The sequence below is a fragment of the Citrobacter sp. Cf072 genome, assembly GCF_030334485.1.
Taxonomy (GTDB): Bacteria; Pseudomonadota; Gammaproteobacteria; order Enterobacterales; family Enterobacteriaceae; genus Citrobacter; species Citrobacter freundii.
Genome location: NZ_JAOWDX010000026.1, coordinates 14,672 through 32,685 on the forward strand (window position 1 = coordinate 14,672; position 18,014 = coordinate 32,685).

13 protein-coding genes are annotated in these 18,014 nt (G+C 50.6%); 8 read left to right on the forward strand and 5 right to left on the reverse strand.

The window, feature by feature from the left end:
- Position 1: 1 nt before the first annotated feature.
- The 5 genes from rarA to OGX66_RS01760 all read left to right on the forward strand — a co-directional run bounded on the left by rarA (position 2) and on the right by OGX66_RS01760 (position 6,904).
- Positions 2 to 1,345: a replication-associated recombination protein RarA gene (gene rarA / locus OGX66_RS01740; protein ID WP_003836910.1), complete on the forward strand. Its 1,344-nt coding sequence runs from the start codon at positions 2 to 4 to the stop codon at positions 1,343 to 1,345.
- A 92-nt stretch (positions 1,346 to 1,437) separates the two neighbouring features.
- On the forward strand, positions 1,438 to 2,730 hold the full coding sequence (gene serS / locus OGX66_RS01745; protein ID WP_088902490.1) for a serine--tRNA ligase: 1,293 nt from the start codon (positions 1,438 to 1,440) through the stop codon (positions 2,728 to 2,730).
- Between the two features lie 236 nt (positions 2,731 to 2,966).
- Positions 2,967 to 5,411, forward strand: coding sequence for a dimethylsulfoxide reductase subunit A (gene dmsA, locus OGX66_RS01750; RefSeq protein WP_048219186.1), 2,445 nt, complete (start codon positions 2,967 to 2,969; stop codon positions 5,409 to 5,411).
- A 10-nt stretch (positions 5,412 to 5,421) separates the two neighbouring features.
- Positions 5,422 to 6,039, forward strand: coding sequence for a DMSO/selenate family reductase complex B subunit (locus OGX66_RS01755; protein ID WP_003035741.1), 618 nt, complete (start codon positions 5,422 to 5,424; stop codon positions 6,037 to 6,039).
- Between the two features lies 1 nt (position 6,040).
- Positions 6,041 to 6,904, forward strand: a complete 864-nt coding sequence (locus tag OGX66_RS01760; RefSeq protein WP_057102372.1) for a dimethyl sulfoxide reductase anchor subunit family protein — start codon at positions 6,041 to 6,043, stop codon at positions 6,902 to 6,904.
- Positions 6,905 to 7,013: 109 nt separating this feature from the next.
- Here the strand turns inward: OGX66_RS01760 and ycaC are convergent, their stop codons facing one another.
- Entirely contained in the window at positions 7,014 to 7,640 is a 627-nt protein-coding gene (gene ycaC / locus OGX66_RS01765; RefSeq protein ID WP_003035746.1) for an isochorismate family cysteine hydrolase YcaC, read from the reverse strand.
- Between the two features lie 385 nt (positions 7,641 to 8,025).
- Between ycaC and OGX66_RS01770 the strand changes: the two genes are divergently transcribed.
- Together OGX66_RS01770 and OGX66_RS01775 are read left to right on the forward strand one after the other, a co-directional pair.
- Positions 8,026 to 9,174 carry an MFS transporter gene (locus OGX66_RS01770; protein ID WP_003836902.1) on the forward strand — a complete coding sequence of 383 codons (1,149 nt, stop codon included), beginning with the start codon at positions 8,026 to 8,028 and terminating at the stop codon, positions 9,172 to 9,174.
- 213 nt (positions 9,175 to 9,387) lie between these two features.
- Positions 9,388 to 10,809, forward strand: coding sequence for an amino acid permease (locus OGX66_RS01775; protein WP_003035749.1), 1,422 nt, complete (start codon positions 9,388 to 9,390; stop codon positions 10,807 to 10,809).
- Between the two features lie 43 nt (positions 10,810 to 10,852).
- On the opposite strand, the gene pflA is transcribed toward OGX66_RS01775, so the two are convergent.
- The 4 genes from pflA to ycaO form a co-directional block, all read right to left on the reverse strand.
- Positions 10,853 to 11,593, reverse strand: coding sequence for a pyruvate formate lyase 1-activating protein (pflA, locus tag OGX66_RS01780; protein ID WP_003035751.1), 741 nt, complete (start codon positions 11,591 to 11,593; stop codon positions 10,853 to 10,855).
- A 185-nt stretch (positions 11,594 to 11,778) separates the two neighbouring features.
- The gene (pflB, locus tag OGX66_RS01785) at positions 11,779 to 14,061 is read right to left on the reverse strand and encodes a formate C-acetyltransferase (protein WP_003035753.1); all 2,283 of its coding nucleotides are present in this window, start codon (positions 14,059 to 14,061) and stop codon (positions 11,779 to 11,781) included.
- A gap of 59 nt (positions 14,062 to 14,120) precedes the next feature.
- Positions 14,121 to 14,978 (reverse strand): formate transporter FocA, encoded by an 858-nt coding sequence (gene focA / locus OGX66_RS01790; RefSeq protein WP_003035756.1) that lies wholly within the window; start codon positions 14,976 to 14,978, stop codon positions 14,121 to 14,123.
- Between the two features lie 405 nt (positions 14,979 to 15,383).
- On the reverse strand, positions 15,384 to 17,144 hold the full coding sequence (ycaO, locus tag OGX66_RS01795) for a 30S ribosomal protein S12 methylthiotransferase accessory factor YcaO (protein WP_016149860.1): 1,761 nt from the start codon (positions 17,142 to 17,144) through the stop codon (positions 15,384 to 15,386).
- Between the two features lie 136 nt (positions 17,145 to 17,280).
- Here ycaO and OGX66_RS01800 point away from each other — a divergent pair, with 136 nt between their 5' ends.
- Entirely contained in the window at positions 17,281 to 17,973 is a 693-nt protein-coding gene (locus tag OGX66_RS01800) for a DUF421 domain-containing protein (protein WP_003847009.1), read from the forward strand.
- Positions 17,974 to 18,014: the final 41 nt, after the last annotated feature.

Genomic DNA, 18,014 nt, shown 5'->3' on the forward strand with positions numbered 1-18,014 from the left:
AGTGAGCAATCTGTCGCTCGACTTTTCTGATAATACCTTTCAGCCACTGGCCGCACGTATGCGGCCAGAAAATTTAGCGCAGTATATCGGCCAGCAGCATTTGCTGGCTGCGGGTAAACCCTTGCCGCGCGCTATCGAGGCGGGGCACCTGCACTCCATGATTTTATGGGGGCCGCCGGGGACGGGAAAAACTACGCTTGCCGAAGTCATTGCCCGTTACGCCAACGCCGATGTCGAACGCATTTCGGCGGTTACGTCTGGTGTAAAAGAGATTCGTGAAGCGATTGAGCGTGCGCGTCAGAATCGTAACGCTGGTCGGCGTACGATCCTGTTTGTCGACGAAGTTCACCGTTTTAATAAAAGCCAGCAGGATGCGTTTTTACCGCATATTGAAGACGGTACCATCACGTTTATTGGCGCCACCACCGAAAACCCCTCGTTTGAACTGAACTCGGCGCTGCTGTCACGCGCACGCGTTTACTTACTGAAATCGTTAACCACCGACGATATTGAACAGGTGCTGGACCAGGCGATGTCAGATAAAGCGCGGGGTTACGGCGGCCAGGATATCGTACTGCCGCCAGAGACGCGTCGGGCTATTGCCGAACTGGTTAATGGTGACGCGCGCCGGGCGCTGAATACGCTGGAAATGATGGCCGATATGGCCGAAGTTGATGATTCTGGCAAGCGTGTATTGAAACCAGAATTGCTCACTGAAATTGCCGGTGAGCGCAGCGCACGCTTCGATAATAAAGGCGATCGTTTTTACGATCTCATCTCCGCATTACATAAGTCGGTTCGCGGCAGTGCACCGGATGCAGCGCTTTATTGGTATGCGCGCATCATTAGTGCAGGCGGTGACCCGCTGTATGTTGCTCGTCGCTGCCTGGCAATTGCCTCTGAAGATGTGGGCAATGCCGATCCTCGCGCCATGCAGGTGGCAATTTCCGCATGGGACTGCTTTACCCGTGTGGGACCAGCGGAAGGCGAACGTGCGATTGCTCAGGCGATTGTTTATCTGGCCTGCGCGCCGAAAAGTAATGCAGTTTACACCGCCTTCAAAGCTGCGCTGGCTGATGCACGTGAACGTCCGGATTACGACGTGCCGGTTCACCTTCGCAATGCGCCGACGAAGCTGATGAAGGAGATGGGCTACGGTCAGGAGTATCGTTACGCCCATGATGAGCCAAATGCCTATGCTGCCGGAGAAGAGTACTTCCCGCAGGAAATGGCACAAACGCGCTATTATCACCCCACAAACAGAGGTCTTGAGGGCAAGATTGGCGAAAAGCTCGCCTGGCTCGCCGGACAGGATCAAAATAGCCCTATAAAACGCTACCGTTAGTGTTATCGTTGCGGTAATGTTGTCTCTGTATCCCTGTGACCGCAGGCTGTGGTCACTTTCTCCTATTTTAATTCGATAAGCACAGGATAAGCATGCTCGATCCCAATCTGCTGCGTAATGAGCCAGACGCAGTCGCAGAAAAACTGGCAAGCCGGGGCTTTAAGCTGGATGTAGATAAGCTGCGCGCTCTTGAAGAGCGTCGTAAAGTTCTGCAGGTACAAACTGAAAACCTGCAGGCAGAGCGTAACTCTCGATCGAAATCCATCGGCCAGGCAAAAGCGCGCGGGGAAGATATCGAGTCTTTACGTCTGGAAGTGAACAAACTGGGCGAAGAGCTGGATGCCGCGAAAGCTGAACTTGATAACTTACAGGCCGAGATCCGCGATATTGCGCTGACCATTCCTAACCTGCCAGCGGACGAAGTTCCGGTGGGTAAAGATGAAAATGACAACGTCGAAGTCAGCCGCTGGGGTACACCACGTGAGTTTGATTTCGAAGTGCGCGATCACGTTACTCTGGGTGAAATGCACACGGGTCTTGATTTCGCCGCGGCGGTTAAGCTGACTGGCTCTCGTTTCGTTGTTATGAAAGGCCAGATCGCACGCATGCACCGTGCGCTGTCTCAGTTTATGCTGGATCTGCATACCGAACAGCATGGTTACAGCGAAAACTACGTTCCGTATCTGGTTAACCATGACACGCTGTACGGAACAGGCCAACTGCCGAAATTTGCTGGCGATCTGTTCCACACCCGTCCGCTGGATGAAGAAGCTGACAGCAGCAACTATGCGCTGATCCCAACGGCAGAAGTGCCGCTGACCAATCTGGTACGTGACGAAATCATCGACGAAGATGCGCTGCCGATCAAAATGACTGCGCATACGCCGTGCTTCCGTTCTGAAGCAGGTTCTTACGGTCGTGATACCCGTGGTCTGATCCGTATGCACCAGTTCGATAAAGTTGAGATGGTGCAGATCGTTCGCCCGGAAGACTCTATGGACGCGCTGGAAGAGATGACCGGTCATGCTGAGAAGGTCCTGCAACTGTTGGGTCTGCCGTATCGCAAGATCATCCTGTGCACTGGCGACATGGGCTTCGGCGCATGCAAAACCTACGATCTGGAAGTGTGGATCCCGGCGCAGAACACCTATCGCGAAATCTCCTCTTGCTCCAACGTGTGGGATTTCCAGGCTCGTCGTATGCAGGCGCGTTGCCGCAGTAAATCCGACAAAAAGACCCGTTTAGTACATACGCTGAATGGTTCTGGTCTGGCGGTAGGACGTACGCTGGTTGCGGTAATGGAAAACTATCAGCAGGCTGATGGCCGCATTCAGGTTCCGGAAGTGTTGCGTCCGTACATGAATGGCCTGGAATTCATCGGCTAAGCTACCTTTCCCTGCTAAAAAAGCGCCTCCGGGCGCTTTTTTTATGCCTGTTTGACGCTGGACAATAACATCTACCTCCATAGGAGTAATACTGCCTTCAAATGAAAGTCAGTATTTATCTCTGTCTTTTCGCAAATTCAGTATCTACCAGTCTTTATATCGATAGTAACGTTATATAAAAATCTATACAACGGATATTTGCCTTTTGTTGATTGTGAGCAGCAGAGTGAGCCACTATGAAAACTAAGATCCCCGATGCCATGCTGGCAGCTGAGGTTAGTCGCCGAGGTTTGGTGAAAACGACGGCGATAGGCGGACTGGCGGTGGCCAGTAGCGCGTTTACCCTGCCATTTACCCGTATTGCAAATGCTGCAGAAGCCCTTAATCCAACACAGGCCAGTGAGAAAGTCATCTGGAGCGCGTGTACGGTGAACTGTGGTAGCCGCTGTCCTCTGCGTATGCACGTGGTAGATGGTGAAATAAAGTATGTTGAAACCGACAACACCGGTGATGACAACTACGACGGTTTGCATCAGGTACGCGCCTGTCTGCGAGGTCGCTCCATGCGTCGTCGCGTCTATAATCCCGATCGTCTGAAATACCCGATGAAACGCGTCGGCAAGCGTGGCGAAGGTAAATTTGAGCGTATCAGCTGGGATGAAGCCTACGATATCATTGCCAGCAATATGCAGCGTCTTATCAAAGACTACGGCAACGAGTCTATCTACCTGAACTACGGCACAGGTACGCTGGGCGGCACCCTGACACGCTCCTGGCCACCGGGCAAAACGCTGGTAGCACGTCTGATGAACTGCTGTGGTGGCTACCTGAACCACTACGGTGACTACTCTTCAGCGCAAATCGCTGCCGGGTTGAACTACACCTACGGCGGCTGGGCAGACGGTAACAGCCCGTCAGACATTGAAAACAGCAAGCTGGTGGTCCTGTTCGGGAATAACCCAGGTGAAACCCGTATGAGCGGGGGTGGGGTAACCTATTACCTTGAACAGGCGCGACAGAAATCCAATGCCCGCATGATCATTATCGATCCTCGCTACACGGATACTGGTGCGGGTCGTGAAGATGAGTGGATCCCCATCCGTCCAGGTACGGATGCCGCGCTGGTAAATGGGCTGGCGTATGTTCTGATCACCGAAAACATGGTTGATCAACCGTTCCTTGACAAATATTGCGTAGGTTACGACGAGAAAACCTTACCGGCAGATGCACCGAAAAACGGTCACTATAAGGCGTATATTCTTGGGCAGGGCAAAGACGGTATTGCCAAGACCCCGGAATGGGCAGCGCAAATTACCGGGATTCCTGCTGAACGAATCGTCAAACTGGCACGTGAAATCGGTAGCGCTAAACCGGCATACATCAGCCAGGGGTGGGGACCGCAGCGTCATGCTAATGGTGAAATAGCGACCCGCGCCATTTCTATGCTGGCTATTCTGACCGGTAACGTTGGGATTAACGGCGGCAACAGCGGGGCGCGTGAGGGCTCATACAGTTTGCCGTTTGAACGTATGCCTACGCTGGAAAACCCTGTAGAAACCAGTATCTCGATGTTTATGTGGACGGACGCCATTGAGCGAGGTCCGGAGATGACGGCGCTGCGTGACGGTGTTCGTGGTAAAGATAAGCTCGATGTTCCGATTAAGATGATCTGGAACTATGCGGGTAACTGCCTGATTAACCAGCACTCCGACATCAACCGCACACACGAAATCCTACAGGATGATAAGAAGTGCGAGATGATCGTTGTCATCGACTGCCATATGACCTCCTCGGCGAAATACGCGGATATTTTGCTGCCGGACTGTACCGCTTCGGAGCAGATGGACTTCGCACTGGATGCCTCCTGCGGGAATATGTCGTATGTGATTTTCACCGATCAGGCGATCAAACCACGCTTCGAATGCAAGACTATCTACCAGATGACCAGCGAGCTTGCGAAACGCCTAGGCGTTGAGCAGCAGTTTACAGAAGGTCGCACTCAGGAAGAGTGGATGCGTCATCTGTACGAGCAGTCGCGCAAAGCAATTCCTGAACTGCCAACGTTTGAAGAATTCCGCAAGCAGGGGATCTTTAAACAGCGCGACCCACAAGGGCATCACGTGGCGTACAAGGCGTTCCGTGAGGATCCTGACGCCAATCCGCTGACTACTCCGTCAGGTAAGATCGAAATTTATTCGCAGCAACTTGCCGAGATCGCGGCGACCTGGGAACTGCCGGAAGGTGATGTGATTGATCCACTGCCGATTTATACCCCAGGGTTTGAAAGCATAAACGATCCTCTGGCGGAGAAATTCCCTCTGCAATTGACCGGGTTCCACTACAAATCTCGCGTCCACTCTACCTATGGCAACGTTGATGTTCTGAAAGCATCCTGCCGTCAGGAAATGTGGATCAACCCGATGGATGCGCAGAGACGCGGCATTAACAACGGCGACAAGGTGCGCATCTTTAACGATCGTGGTGAAGTGCACATCGAGGCGAAAGTAACGCCGCGTATGATGCCTGGCGTGGTGGCACTAGGCGAAGGGGCGTGGTATGACCCGGACGCAAAACGCGTGGACCAGGGCGGTTGTATTAACGTCCTGACGACCCAGCGTCCGTCTCCTCTCGCGAAGGGGAACCCATCACACACGAACCTTGTTCAGGTTGAAAAGGTGTAAGGAGTAACCGATGACAACCCAGTATGGATTTTTTATTGATTCCAGCCGTTGCACCGGTTGCAAAACCTGCGAACTGGCCTGCAAAGATTTTAAAAATTTAACCCCGGAGGTCAGCTTCCGCCGCATTTATGAGTATGCAGGCGGTGACTGGCAGGAGGATAACGGCGTCTGGCATCAGAACGTCTTTGCCTATTACCTCTCCATTGCGTGTAACCACTGCGAAGACCCAGCCTGTACCAAGGTGTGTCCGAGCGGCGCGATGCACAAACGTGAAGATGGCTTTGTCGTTGTCGATGAGGACGTGTGCATTGGCTGTCGGTATTGCCACATGGCCTGTCCTTACGGCGCGCCGCAGTACAATGCTGAAAAAGGGCATATGACTAAATGCGATGGCTGCCATGAGCGCGTCGCTGAAGGTAAAAAACCTATCTGCGTCGAATCCTGCCCACTGCGTGCGCTGGATTTTGGTCCGATTGAAGAGCTGCGCAAAAAGCATGGCACCCTGGCTGCGGTTGCGCCACTGCCGGGCGCGCACTTTACCAAACCGAGTATTGTCATCAAACCTAACGCCAATAGCCGCCCGACCGGGGATACCACAGGTTATCTGGCCAATCCGAAGGAGGTGTAAGATGGGAAGTGGATGGCATGAATGGCCGCTGATGATCTTCACGGTCTTCGGACAGTGTGTGGTTGGTGGCTTTATCGTTCTTGCGCTGGCGTTGATGAAAGGTGACTTGCGTCCAGAATCGCAGCAGCGCGTGATTGCCTGCATGTTTGGATTGTGGGTATTAATGGGCATTGGCTTCATTGCTTCTATGCTCCACCTGGGCTCGCCGATGCGCGCCTTTAACTCGCTCAATCGCGTTGGGTCTTCGGCGTTGAGTAACGAAATTGCCAGCGGTTCAATCTTCTTTGCCGTTGGTGGTATCGGCTGGTTGCTGGCCACGTTGAAAAAAATGTCGCCCGCATTACGCAATCTGTGGTTAGTTGTCACCATGGTGCTGGGTGTGGTTTTTGTCTGGATGATGGTACGCGTTTATAACACCATTGATACTGTGCCGACCTGGTACAGCGTCTGGACTCCGCTGGGCTTCTTCCTGACGATGTTTATGGGCGGTCCGCTGCTGGGGTATCTGTTACTGAGAATTGCTGGCGTGGATGGTTGGGCGATGCGCCTGCTGCCGGCAATTTCAGTGCTTGCTCTGGTCGTAAGCGCCATCATGTCTGTCATGCAGGGGGCTGAACTGGCGACGATCCACAGTTCTGTTCAACAGGCTTCTGCGCTGGTTCCGGATTACGGCTCGCTGATGGCGTGGCGGATTGTGGCGCTGGCATTAGCGTTGTGCTGCTGGATTGTACCGCAAGTGAAGGGCTACCAGCCTGCTGTTCCGCTGCTTTCCGTGGCGTTTATTTTGCTGTTAGTCGGCGAGCTGATTGGTCGTGGCGTGTTCTACGGGCTGCATATGACAGTCGGTATGGCGGTGGCGAGTTAATCCAAACTATGCCGGATGGCGGTTTGCGTCTTATCAGGCCTACAGATCTGTAGGCCTTAAAGCTGCGCGTCATCAGGCAATATGTCAGGCCAGGGCTTTCGCCCTGGTTTTACTTCTGCTTAGTTAACGTGTCGTAGCTGGTCATCAGATTGCGGTAGTCCGGAATGTGATTCGAGAACAGCGTTGCCAGACCTTCGATATCGTTGCGCCAGTCGCGGTGCAGCTCGCACGCTACTCCGAACCATGTCATCAACTGAGCGCCTGCTTGAGACATCCGATCCCAAGCTGAATGACGGGTAATTTCATTAAATGTGCCTGAAGCATCGGTTACCACAAAGACGTCAAAGCCTTCTTCAATAGCTGAGAGCGCAGGGAAGGCGACGCAAACTTCCGTCACGACACCAGCGATAATCAGCTGCTTTTTGCCGGTCGCTTTCACTGCCTTCACGAAATCTTCGTTATCCCATGCGTTAATGTTTCCTGGGCGAGCAATATAGGGCGCATCGGGAAATTGCGCTTTCAGTTCCGGTACCAGCGGCCCGTTTGGTCCTGTTTCAAAACTGGTTGTCAGAATGGTTGGGAGGTTGAAGTATTTTGCTAAGTCACCCAGGGCTAGCACGTTGTTTTTAAATTTATCGGGATCGATATCCCGAACCAGAGAGAGCAGGCCTGCCTGATGGTCGACCAGCAGTACTGCCGCATTATCTTTATCAAGTCTTACGTAAGGTTTAGTCATGATATTTCTCCTGTTCAGCATCAGTGGGGGAAATTTGATGAGTTTAAGTCTACGAAAAGAACGATATCTGGAGTAGATGCCTAAATAAGAACTCACTGTTCTATTTTGAAGACAATGCAGCTCAGCATCCCGCATTGAGTTTAGTAAGAAATAAAAGTAAGGGTAATCCATGAAATTTTTCGACTGAACGTAACGCGAGATTTTTGTTTTAGATCAATAAAAACAAGCAGATGTGATTTTGTATTTTTTATCTATTCACATTAAGAATCAGTAATGCAAATCGATCGACCAGAAAGCGCCTCAGCCCTCTGATTACGCCGATTGACAATGTTTTTAGCAGTGGCATGATGCGCATGAAATTTGAACTTCCTCACGGTTTTTATTCATGTCCACCTATACCCGTCCCGTCATGCTATTGCTGTGCGGGCTACTTCTGTTGACCCTGGCGATCGCCGTGTTAAACACGCTCGTCCCGCTTTGGCTCGCCCATGAAAATCTTCCCACCTGGCAGGTAGGCGTGGTGAGCTCGTCCTACTTTACCGGTAATCTGGTAGGGACGTTGTTGACAGGGTATTTAATAAAACACCTTGGTTTTAACCGCAGCTATTATATCGCCTCGCTTATTTTTGCCGCGGGCTGTGTCGGGCTGGGGATTATGGTGGGATTCTGGAGCTGGATGACCTGGCGTTTTATCGCTGGTGTTGGCTGCGCCATGATTTGGGTGGTGGTGGAAAGCGCGCTGATGTGCAGCGGGACTTCGCGTAATCGCGGACGTTTGCTTGCCGCCTATATGATGATCTATTACGTGGGGACGTTTTTAGGCCAACTGCTGGTGAGTAAAGTATCCACGGAATTGATGAACGTCCTGCCGTGGGTGACGGGTACTATCCTGGCGGGTGTTTTGCCACTGCTATTTACGCGCATTGCCAATCAGCAGGGTGATGAGCAGCAGTCTACGCCTATTGTCTCCATGCTGAAACTCCGCCAGGCGCGTCTGGGCGTGAATGGCTGTATTATTTCCGGGATTGTGCTGGGGTCTTTGTATGGCCTGATGCCGCTGTATCTCAATCATCAGGGGGTGAGTAATGCCAGCATTGGTTTCTGGATGGCGGTCCTGGTAAGTGCTGGTATTCTGGGGCAATGGCCGATTGGCCGTCTGGCGGACAAGCTGGGACGTCTGTTGGTTTTACGCGTCCAGGTCTTCGTGGTGATCGTCGGGAGTATCGCCATGCTGAATCAGGCGGCGATGGCGCCCGCGTTGTTTATGTTGGGTGCGGCAGGCTTTACCCTCTACCCGGTCGCGATGGCCTGGGCCTGTGAAAAGGTGGAGCATCATCAGCTGGTCGCCATGAATCAGGCATTGTTATTGAGCTATACCGTGGGCAGTCTGCTGGGTCCTTCATTTACAGCGATGCTGATGCAGAATTATTCAGATAGCTTGCTGTTTATCATGATCGCCAGCGTATCGTTTATTTATTTACTGATGCTGTTGCGTAAAACGGGCCATACACCCAATTCTATTGCGCACATTTGACCTGATTTAACAGAATATGAACAGGTTCCCATACATACTGTTTATGTATGCTTTATGGGAACCTGCATTATTTAATCACACACTTCTTTCCTGAAAATAAAGTGTGCAGAAGGTTATAGTTTTACATCCTGCCGTTTCCGCTCGCTCATTTTACCGCGCATAATCCCACGCCTCATTTATTTATAATCATAAAGCTTCCACGAAGGATTGCGTATGGCTGGTGTGCAGGAAAAACAATTGCGATGGTACAACATTGCATTGATGTCTTTTATTACCGTTTGGGGTTTTGGCAACGTCGTTAACAACTATGCCAATCAGGGATTAGTTGTTGTCTCCTCTTGGATCTTTATTTTCGCGCTCTATTTTATACCTTATGCGTTGATCGTCGGGCAGCTTGGCTCAACTTTTAAAGAGGGTAAAGGCGGCGTCAGTACCTGGATTAAACATACCATGGGGCCAGGGCTGGCCTATCTTGCTGCATGGACCTATTGGGTTGTGCATATTCCTTATCTGGCGCAAAAACCGCAGGCTATTCTGATTGCGCTGGGATGGGCGCTGAAGGGCGATGGTTCGTTGATTAAAGAGTACACCGTCGTGGCGTTGCAGGGGCTGACACTGGCGCTGTTTGTCTTTTTCATGTGGGTTGCGTCCCGTGGCATGAAATCGCTGAAAATTGTTGGGTCAGTTGCAGGCATCGCGATGTTTGTGATGTCCATTTTGTATGTCGTGATGGCGGTAACTGCGCCTGCAATTACGGATGTGCAGATAGCGACAACTAATATCACCTGGGAATCGTTTATCCCGCACATTGATTTTACCTACATTACCACGATCTCCATGCTGGTCTTTGCCGTGGGCGGCGCGGAGAAAATTTCGCCATACGTTAATCAGACACGTAATCCGGGCAAAGAATTTCCGAAAGGGATGCTCGTTCTGGCTGTTATGGTGGCGGTATGTGCGATTCTCGGGTCGCTGGCTATGGGAATGATGTTTGACTCCCGGCATATTCCAGATGATCTGATGACGAATGGTCAATATTACGCCTTCCAGAAACTGGGTGAGTATTATGGTATGGGTAATTCGCTGATGGTTATTTACGCGATTGCCAATACGCTGGGACAGATTGCGGCATTGGTATTTTCTATTGATGCACCGCTTAAAGTTCTGCTGGGTGATGCTGATCGTAAATATATTCCCGAGAGCCTGTGTAAAACCAACGCTTCCGGTACGCCGGTAAATGGTTATATTCTGACGCTGGTGCTGGTGGCGATTCTGATTATGTTGCCAACACTGGGAATTGGCGACATGAACAATCTGTATAAATGGCTATTGAATCTTAACTCTGTCGTGATGCCATTGCGTTATTTATGGGTATTTGTGGCATTCATTGCCGTTATTCGTCTGGCGCAAAAATATAAATCAGAATATGTCTTTATTCGCAACCGATCGCTTGCGATGACCGTGGGGATCTGGTGCTTTGCCTTTACCGCATTTGCCTGTCTGACCGGGATTTTCCCGAAAATGGAAGCCTTCACCCCTGAGTGGACATTCCAGCTCACGCTGAATATTGTGACGCCATTTGTGCTGGTTGGACTGGGATTGATTTTCCCGTTACTGGCGAGAAGAGGGCGTTAAGGCAGAGTCAGGTGGGTAACGTATCTGTTACCCACCATAAAACTCAATACATCACTTTATGTCCATATTGCTCGAGAATACCCTTCACGCGCTCCATGGTCTCTTTCTTCGGCGGCTTAACGCCGTCGAGTTTGTACTCTTCGCCCATTGCCACCCATTTGTGTTTGCCCAGCTCGTGGTAAGGCAGCAGCTCGATTTTTTCAACGTTGCCCATATCGCGGGTAAATTCGCCAAGGCGGTGTGCGGAGTCGTCATCGTCAGACCAGCCAGGTACGACAACATAGCGGATCCACACTTTGATGTCTTTGTTGGACAGGTAACGCGCGAACTCGAGTGTACGATGGTTAGACACACCCACCAGATTCTGATGGATTTCATCGTTCATTTGTTTGAGATCGAGCATGACCAGGTCGGTGACTTCCAGCAACTCATCGATCACCGGATCGTAGCGGCGAACAAAACCGTTAGTATCCAGACAAGTATGAATACCTTCTTTTTTACAGGCCCGGAACCAGTCACGTACGAATTCAGCTTGCAAGATAGCTTCGCCGCCAGACGCTGTCACGCCGCCACCGGAGGCGTTCATAAAGTGGCGGTAGGTCACCACCTCTTTCATTAATTCGTCAACGGTAACTTCTTTACCGCCGTGCGTATCCCACGTGTCGCGGTTATGGCAATACAGGCAGCGCATCAGGCAGCCCTGAAAGAAGGTAATAAAACGGATGCCCGGGCCATCAACAGTGCCACAGGATTCAAAGGAGTGAATGCGACCAATAACTGACATTGCGGTGTTTCTCCAGGTGTGGCCCATCCGGGGCCAGTGTTAGTGCACAGTTATTAACTGTGTCGAGTCTGTTTTGGCTGCTATCCATAAGTATAGATGGCTGACAAAGCAGGCTATTAAAAAGGCCCCACTTACGTGGAGCCTTTATTGTACGCTTTTTAAAGTACGATTTCAGTCAAAACCAATTACATGGTCTGAGTGAAGGTACGAGTGATAACGTCCTGCTGCTGTTCTTTAGTCAGGGAGTTAAAACGTACTGCGTAGCCAGAAACGCGGATGGTCAGCTGCGGATATTTTTCCGGATGTTCCATCGCATCCAGCAGCATTTCACGGTTCATGACGTTCACGTTCAGGTGCTGACCACCTTCGATGGACGCTTCGTGGTGGAAGTAACCATCCATCAGACCCGCCAGGTTGGTCTTACGAACTTCGTCGTCTTTACCCAGAGCGTTCGGAACGATAGAGAAGGTGTAAGAGATACCATCTTTAGCGTAAGCAAACGGCAGTTTAGCAACGGAGGTCAGAGAGGCAACAGCACCTTTCTGGTCACGGCCGTGCATTGGGTTAGCACCCGGTCCGAACGGCGCGCCAGCACGACGACCATCTGGGGTGTTACCAGTTTTCTTACCATAAACCACGTTAGAGGTGATGGTCAGAACAGACTGAGTCGGGATAGCGTTACGATAAGTAGTCAGTTTCTGAATTTTCTTCATGAAACGTTCTACCAGGTCAACCGCCATGTCATCAACGCGAGAGTCGTTGTTACCAAACTGCGGGTATTCGCCTTCGATTTCGAAGTCGATAGCCAGACCGTCTTCGTCACGAATCGGTTTAACTTTCGCATATTTGATTGCAGACAGGGAGTCAGCAGCAACGGACAGACCAGCGATACCACACGCCATGGTGCGGATAACGTCACGGTCGTGCAGCGCCATCAGAGAGGCTTCGTAGCTGTACTTGTCGTGCATGTAGTGGATAACGTTCAGTGCAGTGACGTACTGTTTAGCCAGCCAATCCATGAAGTGATCCATGCGGTCCATAACTTCGTCGAAGTTCAGAACGTCGCCTTTGATCGGTTCAGATTTAGGACCAACCTGCATTTTCAGTTTTTCATCAACGCCACCGTTGATTGCGTACAGCATGGTTTTCGCCAGGTTTGCACGCGCACCGAAGAACTGCATTTGTTTACCAACAACCATCGGGCTTACGCAGCAAGCGATAGCGTAGTCGTCGTTGTTGAAGTCCGGACGCATCAGGTCATCGTTCTCGTACTGCAGAGAAGAGGTGTCGATGGACACTTTAGCGGCGAATTTCTTGAAGTTCAGAGGCAGTTTTTCAGACCACAGAACGGTGATGTTCGGCTCCGGAGAAGGACCCATGGTGTACAGGGTGTTCAGGAAGCGGAAGCTGTTTTTGGTAACCAGAGTACGGCCATCAACGCCCATACCACCGATTGATTCAGTTGCCCAAATCGGGTCACCGGAGAACAGTTCATCATATTCAGGAGTACGCAGGAAGCGAACCATACGCAGTTTCATGACCAGGTGGTCGATCATTTCCTGTGCGTCTTGCTCGGTGATTTTGCCTGCTTTCAGGTCACGTTCGATGTAAGCATCCAGGAAGGTGGATACGCGACCGAAGGACATTGCTGCACCGTTCTGAGATTTAACTGCGGCCAGGTAGCCGAAGTAAGTCCACTGGATAGCTTCCTGAGCGTTGGTAGCCGGACCAGAGATATCGCAGCCATATTTAGCAGCCATTTCTTTGATCTGACCCAGAGCGCGGTGCTGTTCAGCGATTTCTTCACGCAGACGGATAGTTGCTTCCAGGTTTACGCCGTTTTCCAGATCGGACTGCAGAGAGACGAACTGAGCGTATTTGTCTTTCATCAGGTAGTCGATACCGTACAGCGCAACGCGACGGTAGTCACCGATGATACGGCCACGGCCATACGCATCTGGCAGACCAGTCAGAACACCGGATTTACGGCAGTTCAGAATGTCTTTGGTGTAAACATCGAATACGCCCTGGTTGTGGGTTTTGCGGTATTCGGTGAAGATTTTTTTCAGCATCGGGTCCAGTTCGCGATTGTACGCTTTGCAGGAACCTTCAACCATTTTGATGCCGCCAAACGGAATGATCGCACGTTTCAGCGGAGCTTCAGTCTGCAGACCAACAATCTTCTCGAGCGCTTTGTTGATGTAGCCTGCGTCGTGAGAAGTGATGGTAGAAGCAACGGAGGTGTCAAAGTCAACAGGCGCGTGAGTGCGGTTTTCCTGTTTAACGCCTTCCATCACGCTGTCCCACAGTGCAGTGGTCGCATCAGTTGCGCCAGCCAGGAAGGACTCGTCACCCTCATATGGAGTGTAGTTTTTCTGAATGAAGTCACGTACGTTTACTTCATTCTGCCAGTCACCTTTGGTAAAACCTTCCCAGGCTGTGGCTAACTTTTCATTAAGCTCGGACATGTAACACCTACCTTCTTAAGTGGATTTTTTATTTACTGCGTGTAATGGGCATCATCAGATTAATGATGATCGTTACCACGCAGATAAATGACCCAGTATGTCAACCCGACCAACAAACCGCCGCCGATAATGTTACCGATCGTAACCGGAATCAGGTTATCGGTGATGAAATTCATCACGGTCAGGTGAGAAAAATTCTCCGGAGAAGACCCAACTGCGGTCCAGAATTCCGGGGTGGCGAAATCGCGTATTACAATACCCATAGGGATCATAAACATGTTTGCGATACTGTGCTCAAAACCGCTGGCAACAAACATTGCGACCGGTAATACCATGATAAACGCTTTGTCCATCAGGCTGCGGCCCGAGTAGCTCATCCATACGGCCAGACACACCATCAGGTTAGCCAGGATGCCAAGACTTACCGCCTCAACAAAAGTATGGTGCACTTTGTGGTCGGCTGTTTGTAGGACGTTGAGCCCCCACGCGCCGTTGGCGGTCATGTATTCGCCGGAAAGCCACATCAATAGCACGAAGAGCAAGCAACCCACCAGGTTACCGACATAAACGTTAAGCCAGTTTTTAGCCAATTGGCCCCAGGTAATACGACCACTGGCTTTTGCTACGACAATCAATACGGTTGAGGTGAAGAGGTCTGCGCCGCAGACAACACAAAGAATCAGCCCCAGGGAAAAGCAGATACCACCTACTAATTTTGCCATGCCGAAAGGCATAGTTCCGGTACCGGTTGTGGCGGTGATATAGAAAACAAAGGCAATTGAAATGAATACACCGGCAGTAATTGCCAGATAGAACGTCTTAAGCGGATGTTTCGTTGCTTTATAGACGCCTGCTTCTTCGGCAACTTTGGCCATTGCAGCAGGTAGAATAAGATCAAAAGGGTTGTCAGCTTTCACACTAACTCTCTCTTTATTAAGTCGGCGACGAGATACTAACAAAGCATTATAGATGAGAATTTGATATAGATCATATCTCGCCTGGCTTATAGGCCCGCAAGACGCATGGTTTTTATGCGATTACGGAGTAACTTGTTGATTATCCATGTAAAAATAAATTTTAAAAATTATAAAGTGAGTTGAATTTTTTCTTTTTGTCTCCTGTCAGACGGTTAATTAAAATGGAGTAATTGAGATAAAAAACCACATTAATATGCTAATTTTTTTAATATCAACTACTAATATTTAACCTTGTTTTTACATTTATTTTCCGATTTGACCAAAATAAAAAAACAGGGCGCTTAAAGCGCCCCGTAATATATCCCAGACAATACTTTTAGCCTACTTAGCGCAGGCTGACTGTCATTATTTTGACCAATGTGCCGCTTTCGCGCGCTGCAGTTTTTCATAGGCTTTCAGCAGAGACTGATGCGCCGGGAAAGCTTGCAGATCGTTATCAACGGTTTGCAACCCGTAGAATGGCGCTTCGCCACTCAATGCCGCACTTGCCGCTTCAACCGCCTCGGCACCGTACATGCGGACAAACGCATTCAGATATTGCAGCGGCTGACGGTCTTCTTCCTGAGACAGCAGCAACAATGTTTGCAGGCAGCGATAGTAGTTTGCACGTTCCGCGCTAAAGACGGAGGCGTTAAATTCCATCGTCCATTCTGTCCACACCAGCGCCTGCTCCAGATCGCCACCGGCCAGCGCCAGCATCACTTTAAGCTCGCCAATACGCAGGGTGTACCAACCGTTATCCGCACCGGTCGCCAGACCGAGTAGCTCGCGTACGCGGGTGAAGTCGTCAAACCCTTCTTCATCCAGTTGTTCGATCAGATTGAGATAGTCTTCTTTATCCCATTCGCTGCCCGGCAGAGAGAGAATGGTGTCACGCAGATGGGCGCCCATAGCGTTGTTAGCTAACCACAGATCTTCTGCCGGATAGATGTCAGACATTCCCGGAACAATAATGCGGCACGCGTAAACGCTCAGGTGCTCATAGTCAGCGATATACACTTCTTTATCTTCAGCATTGAAGATGGCCATCAGGGTGGCGAACTCTTCTTCCGTGGTGCCAGAGAAATTCCAGTCAACGAACGGATAATCGGCATCCTGCTTGAACAGATCCCATGAGATCAAACCGCTGGAATCGATGAAGTGAGTTTCAAGGTTGGTATGTTCTGCCACTTCCTCATCGTCGAAGGTCGGTGGGGTGAAGACATCAAGATCCTTCAGACCACGGCCCTGCAGCAGTTCAGTGACGGTACGCTCCAGCGCCACGCCGAAATCCGGGTGTGCGCCGAAGGAAGCGAAGCAGGTACCGTTGGTTGGGTTGAACAGGACAACGCAAATCACCGGATACTTGCCGCCCAGCGAGCCATCATAGGCAAAAATTGGGAAACCTTCAGCTTCCAGTGTGGCGATGGACTCCACCACTGCCGGATAGCGCGCCATGACTTCGGCCGGGATTTCCGGCAGGCTGATGCTTTCCGCAATAATGCGGTTCTTCACATGACGCTCAAAGACTTCAGACAGGCCCTGAACGCGCGCTTCGTTAGGCGTGTTACCCGCGGACATGCCGTTAGAAACATACAGGTTGCCGATAATATTCATCGGAATATAGACAGTCTGGTTATCCGACTGACGGGTAAACGGCAGGCCGCAGACGCCACGTTCTTCATTACCAGACTGCAGATCGATAAGCATGCTGCCAGTCAGTTCGTTATCTGGATCGTAAAACGCTCGCAGACGTGCATCCAGTAAACCTTCTGGTACATCGTCTTCTTCTGTCAGCGGGAACCATTTTTCGTTCGGATAATGCACGAACGGGCCATTGGCGATAGTTTCGCCCAACCAGAAATCTGCAAAGAAATAGTTAGTCGACAGACGCTCAAAATATTCGCCCAGCGCGGAAGCCAACGCCGCTTTTTTCGTCGCGCCTTTACCGTTGGTGAAGCACAGCGCGCATTCTTTGTCGCGAATATGTACAGACCAGACGTTAGGGACGGGATTCAACCACGAGGCTTCTTCAATTTGAAAACCGAGGTCGAGCAATTTTTGCTGGAAGCGAGCGATGGAGTCTTCCAGAGCGGCATCTTTGCCGGGGATAAATGTTTGCGTCATGAAAATCACTTTTGTCGTACGGAAAGCGCGCAATGATACGGGTTTTCAATGAACGGCGCTATCGCCGCCGGAGCTCAGGCGTAAATAAAAGCATTGGCTATGCTTTCTTACAACCAACCACGTTTAGAGCATATTAATGAAAGCTTTCGATTTGCACCGTATGGCGCTTGATAAGGTGCCCATGGATTTTCTGGGGGAAGTTGCGTTACGCAGCCTCTACACCTTTATATTGGTTTTTCTGTTTTTAAAAATCACCGGACGTCGCGGCGTACGCCAGATGTCGCTTTTTGAAGTGCTGATCATCCTTACGCTGGGTTCTGCAGCGGGAGACGTGGCATTCTATGACGATGTCCCGATGCTGCCAGTGCTGGTGGTTTTTATTACTCTTGCTGTGCTGTATCGGTTGGTGATGTGGCTGATGGCGCATAGTGAAAAAATGGAGGACCTGCTGGAGGGCAAACCCGTCGTGATCATTGAAGACGGCGAGCTGGCATGGTCAAAGCTCAATAGTGCCAATATGACGGAATTTGAATTCTTTATGGAACTGCGTTTGAACGGCGTGGAGCAATTGGGACAGGTAAAACTGGCTATTCTGGAGACGAATGGACAAATCAGCGTCTACTTCTTTGCCGATGAAGACGTAAAGCCGGGGCTCAGTATTTTACCTAAGCACTGTACGCAACGATTTAAAGTAATGCCTGAAGCAGGAGACTATGCCTGTATACGTTGTAGCGAAGTGGTGCAAATGAACGCCGGAGATCATCAATTATGTCCACGCTGTGCAAATCCAGAATGGTCGAAGGCCAGTCGGGCAAAACGGGTTACCTGACAGCAAAAATCTCGGTTTTTACCCGTCAATCCGATAGATTC

Excerpts from the sequence above, each read along its gene's own strand:
- serS (WP_088902490.1), top strand. The coding sequence starts at position 1,438 with ATGCTCGATCCCAATCTGCTGCGTAATGAGCCAGACGCAGTCGCAGAA.
- dmsA (WP_048219186.1), top strand. The coding sequence starts at position 2,967 with ATGAAAACTAAGATCCCCGATGCCATGCTGGCAGCTGAGGTTAGTCGC.
- OGX66_RS01755 (WP_003035741.1), top strand. The coding sequence starts at position 5,422 with ATGACAACCCAGTATGGATTTTTTATTGATTCCAGCCGTTGCACCGGT.
- OGX66_RS01760 (WP_057102372.1), top strand. The coding sequence starts at position 6,041 with ATGGGAAGTGGATGGCATGAATGGCCGCTGATGATCTTCACGGTCTTC.
- ycaC (WP_003035746.1), bottom strand. The coding sequence starts at position 7,640 with ATGACTAAACCTTACGTAAGACTTGATAAAGATAATGCGGCAGTACTG.
- OGX66_RS01770 (WP_003836902.1), top strand. The coding sequence starts at position 8,026 with ATGTCCACCTATACCCGTCCCGTCATGCTATTGCTGTGCGGGCTACTT.
- OGX66_RS01775 (WP_003035749.1), top strand. The coding sequence starts at position 9,388 with ATGGCTGGTGTGCAGGAAAAACAATTGCGATGGTACAACATTGCATTG.
- pflA (WP_003035751.1), bottom strand. The coding sequence starts at position 11,593 with ATGTCAGTTATTGGTCGCATTCACTCCTTTGAATCCTGTGGCACTGTT.
- pflB (WP_003035753.1), bottom strand. The coding sequence starts at position 14,061 with ATGTCCGAGCTTAATGAAAAGTTAGCCACAGCCTGGGAAGGTTTTACC.
- ycaO (WP_016149860.1), bottom strand. The coding sequence starts at position 17,144 with ATGACGCAAACATTTATCCCCGGCAAAGATGCCGCTCTGGAAGACTCC.
- OGX66_RS01800 (WP_003847009.1), top strand. The coding sequence starts at position 17,281 with ATGAAAGCTTTCGATTTGCACCGTATGGCGCTTGATAAGGTGCCCATG.